The 15859-nt window shown below is 52.3% G+C and carries 19 protein-coding genes and 1 pseudogene; 7 read left to right on the forward strand and 13 right to left on the reverse strand.

The genetic code is table 11. From position 1 onward, the window contains the following. Nucleotides 1-24: 24 nt before the first annotated feature. The 10 genes and pseudogenes from BUB22_RS17325 to BUB22_RS06830 all read right to left on the reverse strand — a co-directional run. Nucleotides 25-285: pseudogene (locus BUB22_RS17325) on the reverse strand (DNA circularization N-terminal domain-containing protein); the annotation flags it as partial. Beyond that, on the reverse strand, nt 286-2277 hold the full coding sequence (locus BUB22_RS06790; RefSeq protein WP_073114468.1) for a phage tail tape measure protein: 1992 nt from the start codon (nt 2275-2277) through the stop codon (nt 286-288). A gap of 78 nt (nt 2278-2355) precedes the next feature. After that, nucleotides 2356-2889 carry a hypothetical protein gene (locus BUB22_RS06795; protein WP_072807711.1) on the reverse strand — a complete coding sequence of 178 codons (534 nt, stop codon included), beginning with the start codon at nt 2887-2889 and terminating at the stop codon, nt 2356-2358. Beyond that, a complete protein-coding gene (locus BUB22_RS06800; RefSeq protein WP_072807710.1) occupies nt 2889-3239 on the reverse strand; it encodes a hypothetical protein in 351 nt (116 codons plus the stop codon). The genes BUB22_RS06795 and BUB22_RS06800 overlap by 1 nt, the downstream gene beginning before the upstream one ends. Nucleotides 3240-3249: 10 nt before the next feature. Further along, nucleotides 3250-4683, reverse strand: coding sequence for a phage tail sheath subtilisin-like domain-containing protein (locus BUB22_RS06805; RefSeq protein WP_073114470.1), 1434 nt, complete (start codon nt 4681-4683; stop codon nt 3250-3252). Next, the gene (locus BUB22_RS06810; RefSeq protein WP_073114471.1) at nt 4680-5243 is read right to left on the reverse strand and encodes a hypothetical protein; all 564 of its coding nucleotides are present in this window, start codon (nt 5241-5243) and stop codon (nt 4680-4682) included. Before BUB22_RS06810 ends, BUB22_RS06805 begins: the two co-directional genes overlap by 4 nt. Continuing rightward, nucleotides 5240-5686 (reverse strand): gp436 family protein, encoded by a 447-nt coding sequence (locus BUB22_RS06815; RefSeq protein WP_073114472.1) that lies wholly within the window; start codon nt 5684-5686, stop codon nt 5240-5242. Before BUB22_RS06815 ends, BUB22_RS06810 begins: the two co-directional genes overlap by 4 nt. A gap of 9 nt (nt 5687-5695) precedes the next feature. Further along, nucleotides 5696-6775, reverse strand: coding sequence for a hypothetical protein (locus BUB22_RS06820; RefSeq protein WP_072807706.1), 1080 nt, complete (start codon nt 6773-6775; stop codon nt 5696-5698). Between the two features lie 3 nt (nt 6776-6778). Further along, the gene (locus BUB22_RS06825; RefSeq protein ID WP_072807705.1) at nt 6779-7306 is read right to left on the reverse strand and encodes a DUF2190 family protein; all 528 of its coding nucleotides are present in this window, start codon (nt 7304-7306) and stop codon (nt 6779-6781) included. Between the two features lie 10 nt (nt 7307-7316). After that, on the reverse strand, nt 7317-8606 hold the full coding sequence (locus tag BUB22_RS06830) for a hypothetical protein (RefSeq protein ID WP_139258811.1): 1290 nt from the start codon (nt 8604-8606) through the stop codon (nt 7317-7319). Between the two features lie 96 nt (nt 8607-8702). Between BUB22_RS06830 and BUB22_RS06835 the strand changes: the two genes are divergently transcribed. From BUB22_RS06835 to BUB22_RS06855, 5 genes are all read left to right on the forward strand, one after another. Further along, complete coding sequence (locus BUB22_RS06835) at nt 8703-8936, forward strand: hypothetical protein (protein ID WP_097035758.1); 234 nt, start codon at nt 8703-8705, stop codon at nt 8934-8936. Next, nucleotides 8933-9340, forward strand: coding sequence for a terminase gpP N-terminus-related DNA-binding protein (locus BUB22_RS06840; protein WP_073114477.1), 408 nt, complete (start codon nt 8933-8935; stop codon nt 9338-9340). Before BUB22_RS06835 ends, BUB22_RS06840 begins: the two co-directional genes overlap by 4 nt. Next, nucleotides 9340-10746, forward strand: a complete 1407-nt coding sequence (locus BUB22_RS06845) for a terminase large subunit domain-containing protein (RefSeq protein WP_073114479.1) — start codon at nt 9340-9342, stop codon at nt 10744-10746. Before BUB22_RS06840 ends, BUB22_RS06845 begins: the two co-directional genes overlap by 1 nt. Before the next feature lie 131 nt (nt 10747-10877). Then, on the forward strand, nt 10878-12383 hold the full coding sequence (locus BUB22_RS06850) for a DUF935 domain-containing protein (protein WP_073114480.1): 1506 nt from the start codon (nt 10878-10880) through the stop codon (nt 12381-12383). Continuing rightward, nucleotides 12376-13854 carry a phage head morphogenesis protein gene (locus BUB22_RS06855; RefSeq protein ID WP_073114481.1) on the forward strand — a complete coding sequence of 493 codons (1479 nt, stop codon included), beginning with the start codon at nt 12376-12378 and terminating at the stop codon, nt 13852-13854. Before BUB22_RS06850 ends, BUB22_RS06855 begins: the two co-directional genes overlap by 8 nt. A 12-nt stretch (nt 13855-13866) precedes the next feature. Here BUB22_RS06855 and BUB22_RS06860 read toward each other — a convergent pair whose 3' ends face one another. Next, entirely contained in the window at nt 13867-14100 is a 234-nt protein-coding gene (locus tag BUB22_RS06860; RefSeq protein ID WP_073114482.1) for a DUF7675 family protein, read from the reverse strand. A 50-nt stretch (nt 14101-14150) separates the two neighbouring features. Here BUB22_RS06860 and BUB22_RS06865 point away from each other — a divergent pair, with 50 nt between their 5' ends. Together BUB22_RS06865 and BUB22_RS06870 are read left to right on the forward strand one after the other, a co-directional pair. Then, nucleotides 14151-14681 carry a phage virion morphogenesis protein gene (locus BUB22_RS06865; protein ID WP_073114483.1) on the forward strand — a complete coding sequence of 177 codons (531 nt, stop codon included), beginning with the start codon at nt 14151-14153 and terminating at the stop codon, nt 14679-14681. Then, the gene (locus BUB22_RS06870) at nt 14678-14932 is read left to right on the forward strand and encodes a DUF3310 domain-containing protein (RefSeq protein WP_073114484.1); all 255 of its coding nucleotides are present in this window, start codon (nt 14678-14680) and stop codon (nt 14930-14932) included. The genes BUB22_RS06865 and BUB22_RS06870 overlap by 4 nt, the downstream gene beginning before the upstream one ends. 8 nt (nt 14933-14940) lie before the next feature. On the opposite strand, the gene BUB22_RS06875 is transcribed toward BUB22_RS06870, so the two are convergent. Continuing rightward, complete coding sequence (locus BUB22_RS06875; protein ID WP_139258813.1) at nt 14941-15249, reverse strand: Mor transcription activator family protein; 309 nt, start codon at nt 15247-15249, stop codon at nt 14941-14943. Nucleotides 15250-15461: 212 nt separating this feature from the next. Then, entirely contained in the window at nt 15462-15812 is a 351-nt protein-coding gene (locus BUB22_RS06880; protein WP_073114485.1) for a hypothetical protein, read from the reverse strand. Nucleotides 15813-15859: the final 47 nt, after the last annotated feature.

Genomic DNA, 15859 nt, shown 5'->3' on the forward strand with positions numbered 1-15859 from the left:
TTTGGGATAGCCTGTAACCGCGCCATGCTTGGGATGTACCAGCAAGACTGGCGCTTTGAAAATCGATAGGAACCAATTTCTCAGCTCGGTATAGTTTCTGTCATACTCGTCATTGATCAAAACACCAGAGAACTTGAGCGTTTCAGGATCAACGCCCATGTCTTCGAGATCGGCTCCGTTCTTGTAAGGGTATTTAGTTTCGGCTATAGCGTGAGAGATTTCGTCGCCAATCGACTCTAGTCGAAGTTTCCATGGGCCAAGCATTGGAATTTTTTCTTCTGCCATTTACGCCCCCCATCCCGGTGTTGTTTTTCGTCCGCTGACTTTGGGCGGCTTGCCCTTGTCGGTTTCGACGACAGCCTTGCCGTTGGAATCCACATTGATAATGATGTTTTGGTTCAAAGCCTGCATGTATTCCTGGGGCGACATCATTTTATCGCCCTTTTGAGCCGCGACAGCATTCTTTGTCAGCTGATTGTATAGCCGTAAATCGCCATAAAGCTTGTCAAGTTTCTTTTGTGACGGCAAGAAGCTGTTTTCTTCCTTTTGGATTTCGAGAAGGGTGTCCCCATGCTTCTTGCTCCACCTTGCTGCTTCAGGCCCATACCGTTTTTCGAATTCTGCCTGGTTATGGTCCACCATGGCCCGGCTGTTGGCCTCGACATCGGCAACGACATTTCGCCATTCCATAAAAGCCTGGCCAAAGTTGTAGATTTGATTCATGGCCCAGCCTGTAGCAGCCGTCATCAATGTACCGCCAATGACACTACTCCCGAACTTGTTCAGCCCCGCACGTGCGGTGGAAAGGCCCTGGCGGAATCTGCCGACCTCTTTTGTGGTCGAGTCCATAGCCTGGGCCGCCTTCTGGGTAGCAGGCTGATACATAGGCGCATCATCGTCCATGTAGTCAGAACCACCGCCAAAACCGCTGCGCATATTGACTACGAATACCTTTTGGACAGATGCATCCAACGCGGAAGCGCCCGTCCCTGCGGCAGATGCCCCGGTACCGCCCTTCTTGCTCCAGATACCCTTGATATCCCTGGCGAGTCCGGCCACATCCTTCACGAGACCGCCAATTTTGACAGCACCCAAAGCTGCAGCGGCAACGGCCATCATCTTGAAGCCCGCCGTAACTATTCCCTGGTGGCGGGATAGAAAGCCCAAAGCGGTCGTCAGCTGTTCAACAGGCCCTGTAAGGTTCGTGTCCGCAAATTGCAGGGCGACATTCTTCATCTTGCCAACATTGCTGTTGAAGGAATTAGAAGCCTTTTCGAAGCGCTCATCAAGCACTTTCGTATTGGTCATGCCCTCTTGACCACTCTTTGTAATAGCGTCCAAGGTTTTCCACCCATTATTGTATTCGGTTATGATGGGTTGCAAAGCCTTGATGGAAGATGCTCCAAACAGTTTTCCCAATTTCTGCAAGTCGCCGTTTGTTTTCTGCATCAGCTGGCGCATAATCGCGTCAAAATCGTTAAATTCCTTGTTTTTGTCAAAGACATGGACCCCGATTTTATTCAGGTCTTTTGCCTTTGCCGTGAGTTCGCTGAAAAGAGCCGAGACGGACGTAGTAAGTTCCGCTTCGCTCTTGATCTGTGAGTTCATCACCTGCAAATAGCCGCCGAAACTAGCGAACTGGTCCGCAGTCTTGATGCCGTGAGTGGAAGTAGTAGCAAGAAGAGCCTTGCCTTCGCTAGCAAAAGAGCGCAGGACAAAAGATCCCTGGTCGCCCTGGACAATGAGTGAATTGAAGAATTTCGAGACTTCATCGGCGGTCAAGCCCATGGTCACTTTCAAAGACGAGGCTACATTAGCCAAGTCTTCAATGGAAGCCCCTGAAGCCTTAGCGGCTTTTGCTAGTCTCGGGCCCATTTCTTCGGCAAAATCGAACTGGCCCGTGATTTCACCGATTTTTGAAACGCCGTTCAGGATTTCATTGGCGGCGACACCTGTCTCGATTGCCGTCTTATGCAGCGATTCGCGGAACACCTTCGTGTCCGCGTCGCTTTTCTTTGCCGCAAAGCCGTAATACATGAGCGATTCGGAAAGGTCGCCTACGTTCTTGACGGCCATGCCAAGGCCACCCCCAAGGACCAGCGAATTGAACGGAGTCACCAGGCTGTCGGCAAGGCCCCGCATGGATCCGCCGACACGTGCAATGGTCGCCCGTGCCTTCGTCCCGAAAGAAGAGACGGCAGTCGATGACTGGCGCAGGCCATTCTGGAGACCAGTAGCGTCAGCCCCGATTCGCAATGTGACTTCGTTATTCGCCAATTGTCTGCCATCCTTTATCTTTTTCGTTGGGTTCCAAAAGCCCCTTCATCGCAAAGACAAGGAGCCACTGGGCGTCAGTTATGCTTGCAACCGGGCAACCAAAGTACGCACTAGCTTCCAGGCCGTATTCAAGCTTACGACTTTCAATTGAACCTGGTCCGGCGTTTTTTTTAGCGTTTCGATGAGCGTCTCGATACTTTCGTCCGAAACTTCGTCAAGGCTCGGGTCGCATTCCTCGGCAAATGCATTGTATTCGTCGCAGAGTTTCTTCAGTTCGTCGGGGGTACAGAACGAACGCAGGTGCTCCGCAGAGCGGAAAATGCGTTTTCCCGTATCGACGTTGTAGAAAGCCCGCCACATACCGTGAGCAGCCTCTTGTTCACGGTAGTCGGTAACATTGTGCATTGCGATATCAATGCCGTCGTGCTTGAACTCCAGCTGGTTATCGACTTTAGCCTTGCGGGTTTCGGAAAGCGTCAGCAGGCGGATTTCAATCTTGATGTCCGGCCTGCCCGGCCAACTCACGACACGCTTGACATCGTGGGACGCCTTGATGCGGGCAATGAGTTCGTCGGGTTCGTCGTCGCGAATGGCTTTTTCGAGTTCCGTCATTAGCTTACCTTGCGAGCGCGGGCATAGAAGTCGAGCTGGGTTTCCTTGGCGGTCTTGCCGTCAATGTCACCCGGAGTCTGTTTCAGGAGACGGCAACCGGTGAACACCACCTTCTTGCCGCCCTTGTACTGCACGACAACAGTGGCGTCGCTGGTTCCGGTCCAATCCCGGTCGGCACCACTATCGGGCACAACGGTAAGCTGGAAACCATAGTTGGGCGGTACTTCCACCACATCTACGCCATCGGCGAGTTCCACGGTCTGGGCTTCTTCGATTTCGTTCTCCTTGAACTGCTTGAAGCCCGTAATCTTGTCGCCGTTAAGGACAACTGTAACTTGGGAAATCTTCATGGTTCACTCCTTAGTTGAGGTAAAGGTCGATGGTGGAATAAATCTGGTTCAGGCCAGGCACGACAGGAGCCGGAATCTGGCAGAGCATACGGCCCGGTTCATCCTTCGATTCCTCGGTGATGAACTGGTCTGCATACTGGTCAATGAAACGCAGAATCTGCACCCCTTCAAGGCTCTTTGCCACGGCGATGTTGTCTTCGTTCAGGGCATCGGGCAACAGCTCGTGGATGACCTTGTTCTTGTACTTCACCTTGTGCATGGCGAGAATGGAGTCTCGGAAATAGTCGAGCGAGGCGATGACACCCGTATCGATGAGCTTGGTGAAGCGGACGCCGTCCTTGGTGCTGCGAGTAGTCACGGCACGGACAATGCAAAGCTCGCTGTCGGTTTCCACCAGAGGAATCACACCGCCATAAAGCAGGGCATCCTGTTCTTCGCCGCTCCACTTGTCGGCGATATCCGGGAGACCGATGCCAGGGATCGGGAGCCCGTTCATGGGCTTGTTGGGCTGGGAATTGCTGGCAAAGATGGCGGCAAGGCCTGCGGCAATTTCCCAGGTAGTGGCGGGAATGGCGTTCTTGACTGCGGCAATGTGCAGGCGTTCGCAGTTGAAGTCGGTTGCAAGGGAAATGGCGTCGCCGGCCCCGCCAACGATTGTAGCCGCAATGCCACGCTGGCCACGCTGTTCAAGCGGTTCGGCAGCCTGCATCAAGTGCGTCTTCAAGAGGGTCAAATTGGGCGCATCGGCCGTAGGGAGCACAATCAGGTGGAAACGTTCCGGGAAGGCTGCTGCAAGGGCGCTTTCCACGTCGATTTCGCCAGTTCCCGCAGTAAGAATCGGGTCTGCTGCCGTGATATCGGTGGAAACGACATCGACCGAGACATTCACGCCACCCTTGGCGGCAGAAACGTAGACACCATTCGCCTTGGCGGTAAGGGTTACGACACCTTCCGCAGCTTCTGCGGTGAACGGTGCGGCAGCTTCGGCGTTCAAAGCAGTGGCAATGTCTTCAGCAACCTTGGCTGCTGTTTCGCCGATTTTCACGCCGACATTGACATTCTTACCGTTATAGACGACACGGACAAGGCCGCCAACGGTTGCAGCGGTTGCGCCGCTGGGGTTGGAAAGCGTGATGGTCCAGGTGGCGGGGGTTCCCGCAGTAGCCTTGTGGCGCACCAGGGTAATCTGGGCGTACTTCCAGGCATTCTTTGCGGCCCTGTACATCTGGTGGAGTACCGAACCGGCCCCGGCGAGAGCGAGGACCTCGCTTTCGTTGTAGACCGCCGTGGGCTTCGCCACTGCAAGGGTGCCGCCTTCGGCAATGTCGCCGACCAGAAGCACCTTCTGGATGTTCGCCGGGAGTCCGTTCGGGCCGGCAAAGTAGTTGTATTCCGAGTAGGAGCCCGGAATCATAGTTTCCGGGATGTTGTTGGTCAGTGTCATGGTGTTTCTCCGTTATCAAAGTTCACTTTGGATGTAGCGAGTTCCTCGTGCGGTTCCTCTTCGCTCTTGAAGGAACTCCAGATAGAAAGCAGGTTGCGGTAGCTTGCCTCTTCTGTTTCAGGCGTCAGCGTGTACGCCGTTTCAAATTCAATTTCAGCTTCCAGGATCTTGTCAACAAGATGTTCTGGAGTGGTCGTTTCTTTCCAGTTCTTGGCATTCAGGGGTTCGATGTCAAGACCAAGGTTGTTACCTTGCAGCTTGCCTACCACATACTTGACTGCAGGGTGCAAAAGCTTGCGGCGTTCAACTTCGTTCGCAACATTCTTGAACACCAGGTAAACGATAATTTTGGAAGTCACTTTCAGCTTGTCGGTAGAGTCTTCCTTTTCATAGCTGCCCGATACGACGGCGGCAGAAAAACCCGGGCGCGAAAGGACCGTTACGACGGAGCCAATTTCAACAGCCTTAAACCAAAAGGCATCTCTTTCTTTTGCCGGGGTCTTGCCATTCTCTCCGCAAAAGAGTTTATTTATCTTATCCTCGATATCGAAATCGGTCATAGGGACCTCATGGATTCAAGCGAGAAAATGGCAGGCCCGCCATCCAGCTTTGAAGATACCTTGAATCCGGATTCATCGACAGGACCAATTTCGTCCAGGCCGATGTCCGCCTTGCCTTCAGCAATGCTCTTCAAGAGGGCTATGGCGTTATTGTAGCGGAGCTTCATCCCTTCGGTGATGTTCATCTCCGTCAGGCGCTCGTAAAGGTTGTAAATCGTCAGGTCAACGCAAATCATGCGAAGCACTCTCGGAATACGCGGGAGCGGCAACCTGAAACGCTTGCCGATGTAGGAGTCAATCAGGGTAGAACTTTCCTCGATGGCCTTGACCACGATGTTCTCCTTGATTTCACCGTCGGCATTTGGCGTGAGGTCGTCGGTGACCTCCACCAAACGCGCATCAGGCACGTGCCCCCGTATATCGTCGAGAGTGCAGTAGTTCATCAGCTTTCCTTAGGCGTCCTTGAGAACGTCCTTGAGGAGAATGCCAGCACCAGGAGCGGTTACCAGTTCAGCCTGGTAGAAACCAGCCTTCACGATTTCGCCGCCCTTGAGACCAATATTCTTGTCTTCGATGACTTCCACGTAGCGTTCGCCGACCTGGGCAGTCATACCCCAGGCAAGACCTTCCTTCAAGTCGGAAAGTTCTTCCTGGTAGTGTGCGAAGATGTTTTCGCCCCAGCAAGAGGTGAGATCGGGCTTCTTCGGGTTCTTGCGGGTGTTCACGCGGGCCTGACCGACGATGATGCGGTCAACCTCGAAGAGGTCGGCAATCTGTTCGCGGGTGGCGACGCCGGAGCCGTTGTTGGTAGGCCAGATGGCGTTAATCACGGACTTGTCGGTACGCAGCTTGTAGAACACCTTGGAACTCATGCCAAGCACGTTCGGACGCACAAGGGCGGATTCCATCATGTCCATAATCAGCTCGAAGATGTTGGAACCTTCGGCACCGATCTTTTCAGAAGCAGAAAGGGTCTTGACCTGCGAGGATTCATAGTTGGCTGCATCCTGAACGATTTTCGCGATGCGGATTTCCCTGTCCAGGAGAATACGGTCAATCAGGTTTTCGATGGTCTTGTTGACGAAGCGGTCCTTGTTCTTCACCTGGTCAAGGTCTTCGTAGGGAACGGGAGTCTGCAAGCCGTAAGCCTTGGCAAGCCCCGGAATCTCTTCACCGCCAAAATACACGACATTCGGAGCGGACATTCGGCCCACTTGGGTATCCTGGGCACCAAATGCGTCGCCCATGTTCCTGCGGAAATACTTGAATGCGAGTTCGTTACCGTCAAGCTGCTTGATTGGCATCACCTCATCGGCAATCAGGCGACCGTTCTTGAATGCGGTCACAAGGCCGGTCTGCTGTTCGCCAATGGGCAGGATGGTGGCAAAACTTGCGCCTGCGCTACCAAAGCTCAGCGAATCGACGATGAACTGCGGAACGCCACAGGCGGTAAGCGCGTCGCCACCTGCAAAGGCGCAGACGGTAAGCGCAAAGGTGATGAGGAAAAGAGCGATCTTGGTCATTTTCTTCATGGGTTATGCTCCTTCGTTGGAAGATTCGTTTTCGTTGCCGTTGGTGTCGCCACCTTCAGTTCCACTGGTTTCAGGCTCAGTGGGTTCGGTGGGCGTTTCGCCACCTTCGGTGTTTGCCGGGGCGTCGTTGTCGCCAGCGGGAGTGTCATCGCCAGTGGAAGGCGTTTCGTCGCCAGTGGATGCCGTCGCAGCAGAACCGGCGCAGTCCACCTTGATGCGGACCACATCGCCTTCGGTGCCCGAATCAAGGGCCACGATGCCGGACGCACCTTCGGCAGGAATGCCACGGCCTTCGGCATCGGAGGAGAGTGCCTGGCCGTAGGTCACGTCGGCACCAAGTTCCACATGGCCGATACCGTCGTGCTGCACATCGACGCGGTTGCCTTCCTTGACATCCACATCCATGGACACGCCAAGCACGGCATCGCCGGAACCTGCAAGTTTAACATTGCCTTGGGCTTCGCCAGCCTTGACGAAGCGGAAAGCGGGGACGGCGGTTTCCGCCGTAAAGTTGAGGATATTGCCCTTCATCAGGTACTCCTTATTGATTGTAACATTCTTCCGCAGCTTCGGCGAAACTGAGCTTGCGCCCCTTTGCCAGCTGTTCATCGTGATACTTGCTGATGCGTACCGCCGCAGACTCCGAGCTAGGAGCCGCCGCGGGCGCAAATTCACCGAACTGGACAATCTTCGGTAAGGATTTTACCGTGTCGCCCAGAACCTGCATCGGGTTCATTCGTTCGTCGCCTTCGCCAAAGCAGCCTTCGCCATCAACAGGCAAGGCCTGCATAGCGCCAAAGACCTTCATGAAGCAATCCTTCATCGCCTGGTTGCAACGGCCTTCGGCAATAGCATTGTCTAAAGTCTCAGAGAACGCCGCACCGGCTTTTTGGCGCTGCGCCGCAAGCTTGTCGGCCTTGAGAGCCTCGTTTTCAGCCTTGAGTGCGGCATTCTCTTCGCTCAACCGCGTCGCCTCGCTTGAATTACCTTCCGGGATAGATTCGGTCGGTTTGTTACGAGGGGGCGTTGTAGGCTGAGGATTCTGATTCCCGTTCTCCAGCGAATCAGAACCGTCGGTATTCGGTTCACCGAAAGAAGCTGTAGATTCCGCCGGCTTTTCCACAACAGGCTTCGGCTGTTGCGGGAAGTCCTTTGCGTCCTTCAAGACGCTTTCGATTTCTTCGATGTCCTTGATGGCGTATTCCGGGAAAACCTTGTCGGCAGCCTCAATGCCATCCTTTTCGATAAGCTGTTCGCGCTGGCTGCGGAACATACGTCCAATGCCGCTCAGCTTGTACACAAGCGTTTCAAAGACACTGCGAGGCACCAGGCGGTCCCATGCGAAAGGCTCTGCAAAGACGCACACGTCCTGCTCTGTAACGCCCTTGTCGGTTTCAGCAAACATTCCTTCACCGAAACACAGCGGGGCCATACCCTTCATAGCAGGGCCAACCGCACCGAGAGCGCCCAGATGCCGCAAGCCTTTTTTCAAGTTGCTGTAAATGGCTGCGGAAAGATACTTGAAGCCGCCCTTCTTCACTTCTTCGGCAAAGTCCGGGTTCACGTCGTCGAGCTTCACTTTCAGCACATTGTCTTCCACCTTGGAATCGACAATCGAGGCTACACGCGGATCGTCAACCTTCGGGTGGCCCTTGACCATCGGCGGCTGGTAACCGGCTGCAAGCTGGTCATGGATTCCTTCGTTGAGGTCATTGAGGTCCGCTTCACTGAAGTCGTGTTCATTGCCAGCCATGTCAGTGACCTTGCCGACCTTGAACGCCTCGACCCACGGTTCCTTCAGATCAATCGATTTCAAAACTTTCTTGTTCATGGCTCCAAATTTACCCGATTGGCCGCGAAAAAGGGCATGACACTGTCATGCGCTTTGTCAGTGATTTACGGCTACATTTGCACGGAGGTATATACCATGGATAAAACTTTCTGGCAGGAAGCATTGAAACAGTTCGGCATCGGCGTCATTTTCGCGCTGATGCTTGCCATCTTCTACACAAACGAAAACGCAAAGTGGGAAAAGAACGCCGCAAATGACCAGGTGCGCTGGGAAGCAGTGCTGAAACAGTACAGCGACGACCAGAAAAGGGCGCTTGACGCGATACGGGCCTGTTGCATGGAATCGCACACGACAGGGAGGCAACCGTGAGCAAGTCCGAACTCAAGCCCAAGGCGAAAGAATTTTACACCATTCACCAGATGAGCCTAGCTGACATTAGCCGCCGGCTCAACATCTCCACGCGCACCCTTCAGAACTGGAAATCCGAAGAACACTGGGACGAAGCACGTGCCGAAATCAGCGGCAGCGAAAAGAACTTCCACGCGCAGCTGTTCGAGCTGGGTGAAGTCATTGCCCGTAAAATCAAGCAAGACGAACTGGACGGCGTAAAGGTTGCCGCAGAACGATACACCGTACTCCAGCGCATCATCGACACGGCAGAACACGCACGCAAGTACGAGGCCGTGGCACCCAAGAAAAACAAGTCTGAACTCTCCCCGGAAGAACGTGCCAAGAAGGCGCTCGACGAAATCAAGAAACACCTGGGCGTATAATGGCTGCACTTGACGAATTCTTTTTTCCTTATCAGAAACGGTGGCTAGCCGACAAGTCGAAAGTCAAGATTTTCGAGAAGTCCCGCCGTATCGGCGGCACGTGGGTGCAAAGCTTCGAAGACGTGCAGGACTGTATCGAGCAGCCCGGGCTCAAGGTCTTTTTCAGCTCAGCTGACATGACCGCCGCAGCTGAATACATCGACTATTGCGAATCGTGGATTCAGAAGCTCAACGCCATCGCCAAGGCCCTTGCAGAAATCAACTCCGAAGATATCGAGGACTGCGAATTTGCCGACGAGGACAAGGGAATCAAGAGCAAGATAATCGAGTTCAACAATGGCTCCAAAATCTACGTGCTCTCCAGCAACCCCAAGGCGTTCCGCTCCAAGGGCGGTAAAATCGTGTGGGACGAAGCCGCCCACCACGAAAACGACCAGAAGATGTGGGCAGCCGCCAAGCCCGCCGCCATGTGGGGCTATCCCATACGCATCCTGTCAACCCACAACGGCGTAAACAGTCTGTTCTACAAGCTCATCGAGAAGTGCAAAAAAGGTGAACTTGACTACAGCGTGCACACCGTGCCAATCCAGCTCGCAGTAGAGGAAGGCGTTGCCGACCGCATCTGCGGTCGCAAACTCTCCAGGAAAGAACGCGAAGAATGGCTGGAGCAGGAACACAAAGGCTGCCTTACCGAAGCCATCTGGCAGGAGGAATACTGCTGCAACCCGCAGGACGAGTCCACGTCGATGATCGGCTATGACCTCATTCACAGCTGCGAACGCCAAGGTATCCTTGGTCTTGAAAAAGCTAAAGGTCCGCTCTACCTCGGTTGCGACGTAGCCCGCCACCGTCACCTCTATGTCATCTATGTATTCGAAGATGTCTGCGACCAGCTTGTTTGCCGAGCCGTCGAAGCCTACCAGAAAAAGAAGTGGAGCTACCTTGAAGAAAAGCTCTACAAGTTCCTCAAACTCCCGAACCTCGTGCGAGCCTGTATCGACCGCACGGGGCTTGGCGACCAGTTCACCGAACGCGCTCAGGAAAATTTCGGCACGGTCAAGGTTGAGGGCGTCCTTTTCTCGAACACGGTAAAGGCAGACCTCGCCATCAGTCTTTTGCAGGCGTTTGAAGACCAGAAACTTATCATCGAAAAATGCCCGAAGTTCCCGGGCGTTGACGGTCGCGAAGAAGACAAACAGGCCGAAAGCATCCACGCTGTTAAAAAGATTGTCACAAGTGCCGGGAATGTCCGTTACGACGCTGAAAGCACCGAGAAGGGCCACGGCGACTTCTTCTGGGGAGCGGCTTTGGCATACCACGCAAAAAACGCAAGTGACGCGGGTCCGGTATTCATCCAGACCGCAAATCCGTTCAAAGGGGAAAGCATGAATTTTAACGGTTTCTGACAATCGCACAGAAAGGCCCTTTTTAGCCCGTTTTTGTTTTGGACTAGTAAACGGTCATCCGATTTTAGAAAATCAAAATTCAACGAATTTGAACGGCCATTCAACGAGATTAGAAATACACCGAGGACTGCATGAGCAAAAAGAGTAAAAAAAGACCCGAAGATACCCAAAACGGCGGTGAAAAACTCCGCTTGGCGACCGAAGTTGCCACCCGGGCGGCAGCGACTTTCGTCACGGGCGAAGATTACCTGCCAAACCCCGACCCTATCCTCAAGGCGCAGGGTGGAAACATCAAGGTCTACCGAAACTTCGTGGACGGACATCTCGATTCCGTCAAGAGCAAGCGTTTCGCATCCATCACAAGCCGCGCATGGACAATCGACGGCAGCAAGGGAGACCCGAAAAAAGCGAAGATGCTTGAAGAATACTTCTGGAACCTTGAGCTGCGCAACATCATTTCGCAGATGCTCCAGGCAATCGGCTTCGGCTACGCAGTCCACGAAATCGTGTGGGGGTCTGTTCCGACCGACTACGGAACACTCATTCTGCCCACAGCCATCAAGGACAAGCCCCAGGAATGGTTCAAGTTTGACGACGATGGCAAGCTGCTGTTCCAGAACAAGCTCAACGCGAAGATTCCCGTGCCCGAACGCAAGTTCATCGTGACGCGCAACCGCCCCACGGCAACCAACCCCTATGGCGAACCTGTCTATGCCCGCTGCTTCTGGCCCATGGCGTTCAAGAAAGGCGGTCTCAAGTTCTGGATGATATTCGTCGAAAAGTACGGCATGCCCAAGGCGGTCGGCAAGATTCCCCCTGGAGCGACCGACAAGGAACAGAGCACGTTCCTCAGGATGCTTTCCGGGCTTGTACGCGACGCTGTGGCGGTCATTCCGCAGACAGGCTCCGTAGAACTCCTGGAAACCAAGATGAGCGGCACCAACCCGCACAGCGAAATCGTGCATTGGGCCGACTCCGAAATCAGCAAGGCGTGGCTCGGCGAGACGCTCACCACCGAACAGACAAGTTCCGGCGGCACCCAGGCCATGGCCACCGTCCACAACGACGTGCGCCTTGACCTTACGCTCGATGACGCCGCGATGATTGAATCCAGTTTCAATCAGCTTATCAGGTGGATTTACGAAATCAACTGGCCTGGCGAAAAGGTCATACCGTGGATGAACATCATTCTCCCGGAAGACATGCAGCAGGCACGTCTCGAACGTGACGCAAAGCTGTCGCAGCTGGGAGTCAAGTTCAACGCCCAGTACATCAGCGACATCTACGGAATCGACGAGAAGTATTTCGAGATGACCGAAGTTCAGCAAGGCGGCATGTTTGCCGAAGGCCCCGAAAAGAAGGGCAAGGTCAGAAAGACCGCCCACGAGCTCCGCAACCAGGTGAACGCATTCACCGAACACCTGGAAGACGAATGCGAAAAGGTCGATATCCTGGCACCCATCAGGGAACTGGTGGAAAACGCAAAGAGCCTCGAAGAAGTCCGCGACAAGCTGGGCGGTTGCTACGGCGAAATGCCCATGGACAAAATTGCTGACGAAATGGAACAGGCCTTTATTGCCGCAGATCTTGCGGGCCGTTTCTCCATCCTGAAAAAGGCGGGAATCGTCAATGGCTAAGGAACTCGGATTCAAGCAGGGGGCGTATAAGGAAGCCGTCGATTACTTCAAGAAGAAAATCAACATTCCCACAAAACGCTGGAACAGCCTCAAGGGCGCAATGCACACCCGGGCGTTCACCGTTGCCGGCGCAATGCGTGCCGACATCCTGCTCGATTTCCGAAACGCAGTTGACAGGGCCATCGAAAAGGGCTACTCCCTGCAAGACTTCCGCGACAATTTCTACAAGATTGCAAGCAAGTGGCGAGCCGCCGACCCAAGCTTTGATAAAAAGATGGAAAAGTCGAAATATGGCGCGTGGCGTTCCAAGGTTATCTACCAGACGAACATGCTGACGGCAGCTGCGGCAGCACAGGAAAGGCAGGCAAGGGCCATGCCTGACGTGTTCACCCACGCCAAGTACGTGTGCATGATGTTGCCCGGGAGCCGCGAAGAACACAAGGCCTGGAACGGTACGGTACTCCCCGTAAACGACCCCTGGTGGGAAAAGCACAGCCCGCCCAACGGCTTCGGCTGCCTCTGCGAAAAGGAGTTTATCAGCAAGTACGAAATGGACCGTGGCGACGAAAAGGTGACCAAGGCACCCACCGCCCCGAACGACACCAGGAACATCGGCGAAAACTGGGACTACAGCATCGGTGACGCAGATGAAGAAAATCAGCGGCTCAAGGATTACACGAAAGAGAAAGAAGAAAAACTGTTCAGAAGTTATCCCGAAGCAAGAAAGGCGGCAAGCGAAGCCAACGCCAAAGCTGACAAGCAGAATACGGCAGTAGAATCAGAGTTGGACCTCAGCAAGATTAAAACGATAAAGGCGAAACAGCTGAATAAAAAAGAACTTCATGCGGAACGTATCGAAAGAGAAAAGAACATTGACGACGTCATTCAAGAAGCTCGTAAAAAAGGAATTGCGCACAATAAAGTTAAAAAACTAAAGAAACAACTTTCCGAGGAACAGATTATAGAAAAAATAGGCGGCTTGGATAAAAAAGGAGGGGCATGCTCTTCACAAGCTTTGGCTTATATCGCTAACAAGTTTGGCTTAGATGCCAAGGATTACAGAGGTGAAAAAAGTCTGGATTTATTTGCGAATCATAACATCATAAACATGTTTACAAAGTCTGGAGGATTTTCGTCAAGAAACTACAATGGATACAAAAATGCCGAAATATTGTTACAGCATGTTGAACCGGGGAAGGAATACTATTTCACGAGTGGAAAACATGCTGTTATAGTCCGAAAAAAGGGAAATAACTTTGAGTATCTAGAATTGCAGGATGAACCTGAGAATAATGGTTTCCAGCAATTGAATGAATCTGCTCTAAGAATAAGATTTGGAACTAGAAAGAGCAAAACAGTCAATGGACAAAAAGATGAATGGGATGATTATCTGATAGATGTCGAAAAACTAAAAAACTCCCCAAAATTTAGGGAGCTAATAGGATTCTTCAACACACAAGGGGAATCATAATGATTGTAAAGCCTACTTCTTTTTACTGAAAAAATTTGCCCAATATGGATTTTCCTTATCAAACAAGGCTTTTTCCTCTTGGGTAAAGTTTTTAGGATAGTCACCAAAAATAAACAGGATTTTTTTCTTATCAAAGGACACAGCTTGAAAACCAAAGAAATCGACATAATCGACCCACCAGATTTTGTCACTCTCTTTGTTTTTGTAAAACTCAATTCTTCTCGTTTCTTTGTCAACCGTGATCATGATTAACCTCGCTCTCTAATATACCATTTTACCCAAGGAATTGCAACCCCATGTCAAATTTTATCAACGCAGACGTAAAAATCGACAAATTCAACGAAATTATCGATATCGCGAAGCGGACGGCGAGCGACCTGAAGCCCGCCATGGCGGCTATCGGCAACCTTGTGGCAAAGAGCGTCAAGCAGAACTTCCGCGAAGGTGGCCGCCCCGTCCGGTGGACCCCGTCGAAAAAGCCCAAGGGAAAGACCCTGATTGGCACCGGGGCATTGATGAAAAGTATCCACTACGAGCTGGACGGCGACGGCAACGCCGTCACCGTAATGACCGGTCCCCAGAAATACGCCCGCATCCACCAGTTCGGCGGTTCCATCCCTGCACATGACATCGTGGCGAAGAACCGCAGGGCGCTCCGTTTCACCGTGGGCGGCACGGTACTCTACCGCAAGAGTGCCCACCACCCGGGCGCAAACATCCCCGCCCGCCCCTACATGCTTCTCCAGGAAGAAGACGAACTCAAAATCAAGGATATCCTGGCAAACAGAATCGTCGATGAAATGAAAAAGAAAGGAGGTCTCAAATGACAAAACCCACACCCAAAACAAACAAGCCCAAACGCGCCTACTACAACGAAATGCCCGTGGAGACAATCAAGATTATCCACGCCATCGTGAAGCGCGAAGAACTCCCGCGTGAAGCCGCCTACGACATCGGCACCGCCGTCAAGTATCAATGCCGCGCAGGACTCAAGCCCGACAACGACTGGAAAGACGACATCCGCAAGGCCGAAAACTATCTGCACCACGCAAGAACCGGCGAATGGATGAAGGAATAAAGTGTATGCTAGAACAGGCTAAGCTGCCCTTTGTTTTCAGGCTTCTTTTCAACCACGTTCATGTACCTGTAGATCGTGCGCTCGCTGACTCCGGTTTCAAACGCAAGCTGGTGCACTGGCTTGTCGAAGTTGTCGCGCATATAGCGGCGCACTGCTGTTGGGTTCATCCTGGCTGGGCAGGCTACATGGTTGCCCGCGAACTTCTTCCAGATACGTTTGGCAATATCGAGCCCGAGGGTGTTTGCCACCCACTTCAGGTCGTCATTCGGAAGGTCGTCGATTGTCAGGGAATCCCAGAAGCTCATTCTGTATCCCAAATATAATCAAAAAACGCGAAAAAAACAACAACATAAAAAGGAAATGAAAAATGAATGGGAAACTTCAATCAAGTATAAACTCTTTATTTGTACTTGACGAATGTCTTGCTCAAACAAAAAAGGATAGAGAAGAACTCTCTATCCTTGGGAAAATCATTTCTAGCATTAGTGATAAACTCGGTGAAGAAATCAAAAGCTCCAAGCGTTTTTGTTTAAGATTCCTTGCCGGATTTCTCGCCTTTTGCGTCTTCGCCAGCATCGGTTTCAGATTCATCCTTTGGAACTAGCTTGTTGTTCATCCGCGCTACAAATACATTGCTTCCACCTTCAACAACATCGCCTAACAATCGACGTATTGAGTCTTGAAGACTTTGTTTATTGGATTTGTTTTCCCAGTCACTTTCGTCAATTACACCCAGTAACTTATTCAAAGGATCTATCACAGGATGTTTACCTATAGCCCCCACAGCTCTCCAGTTGTTGCCAAGTCCCTTGACGATTTCCTTGATAAGGTCTGGATTTGTAGGTTTTTTAATAGTGGGTTCATGAACAACCATATTCATTACCGGTTAAGTTAAAATATATCCTTTTTTCTTGTTAAGTGGTATAC

The sequence above is a fragment of the Fibrobacter sp. UWCM genome, from assembly GCF_900129735.1.
Lineage (GTDB): Bacteria > Fibrobacterota > Fibrobacteria > Fibrobacterales > Fibrobacteraceae > Fibrobacter.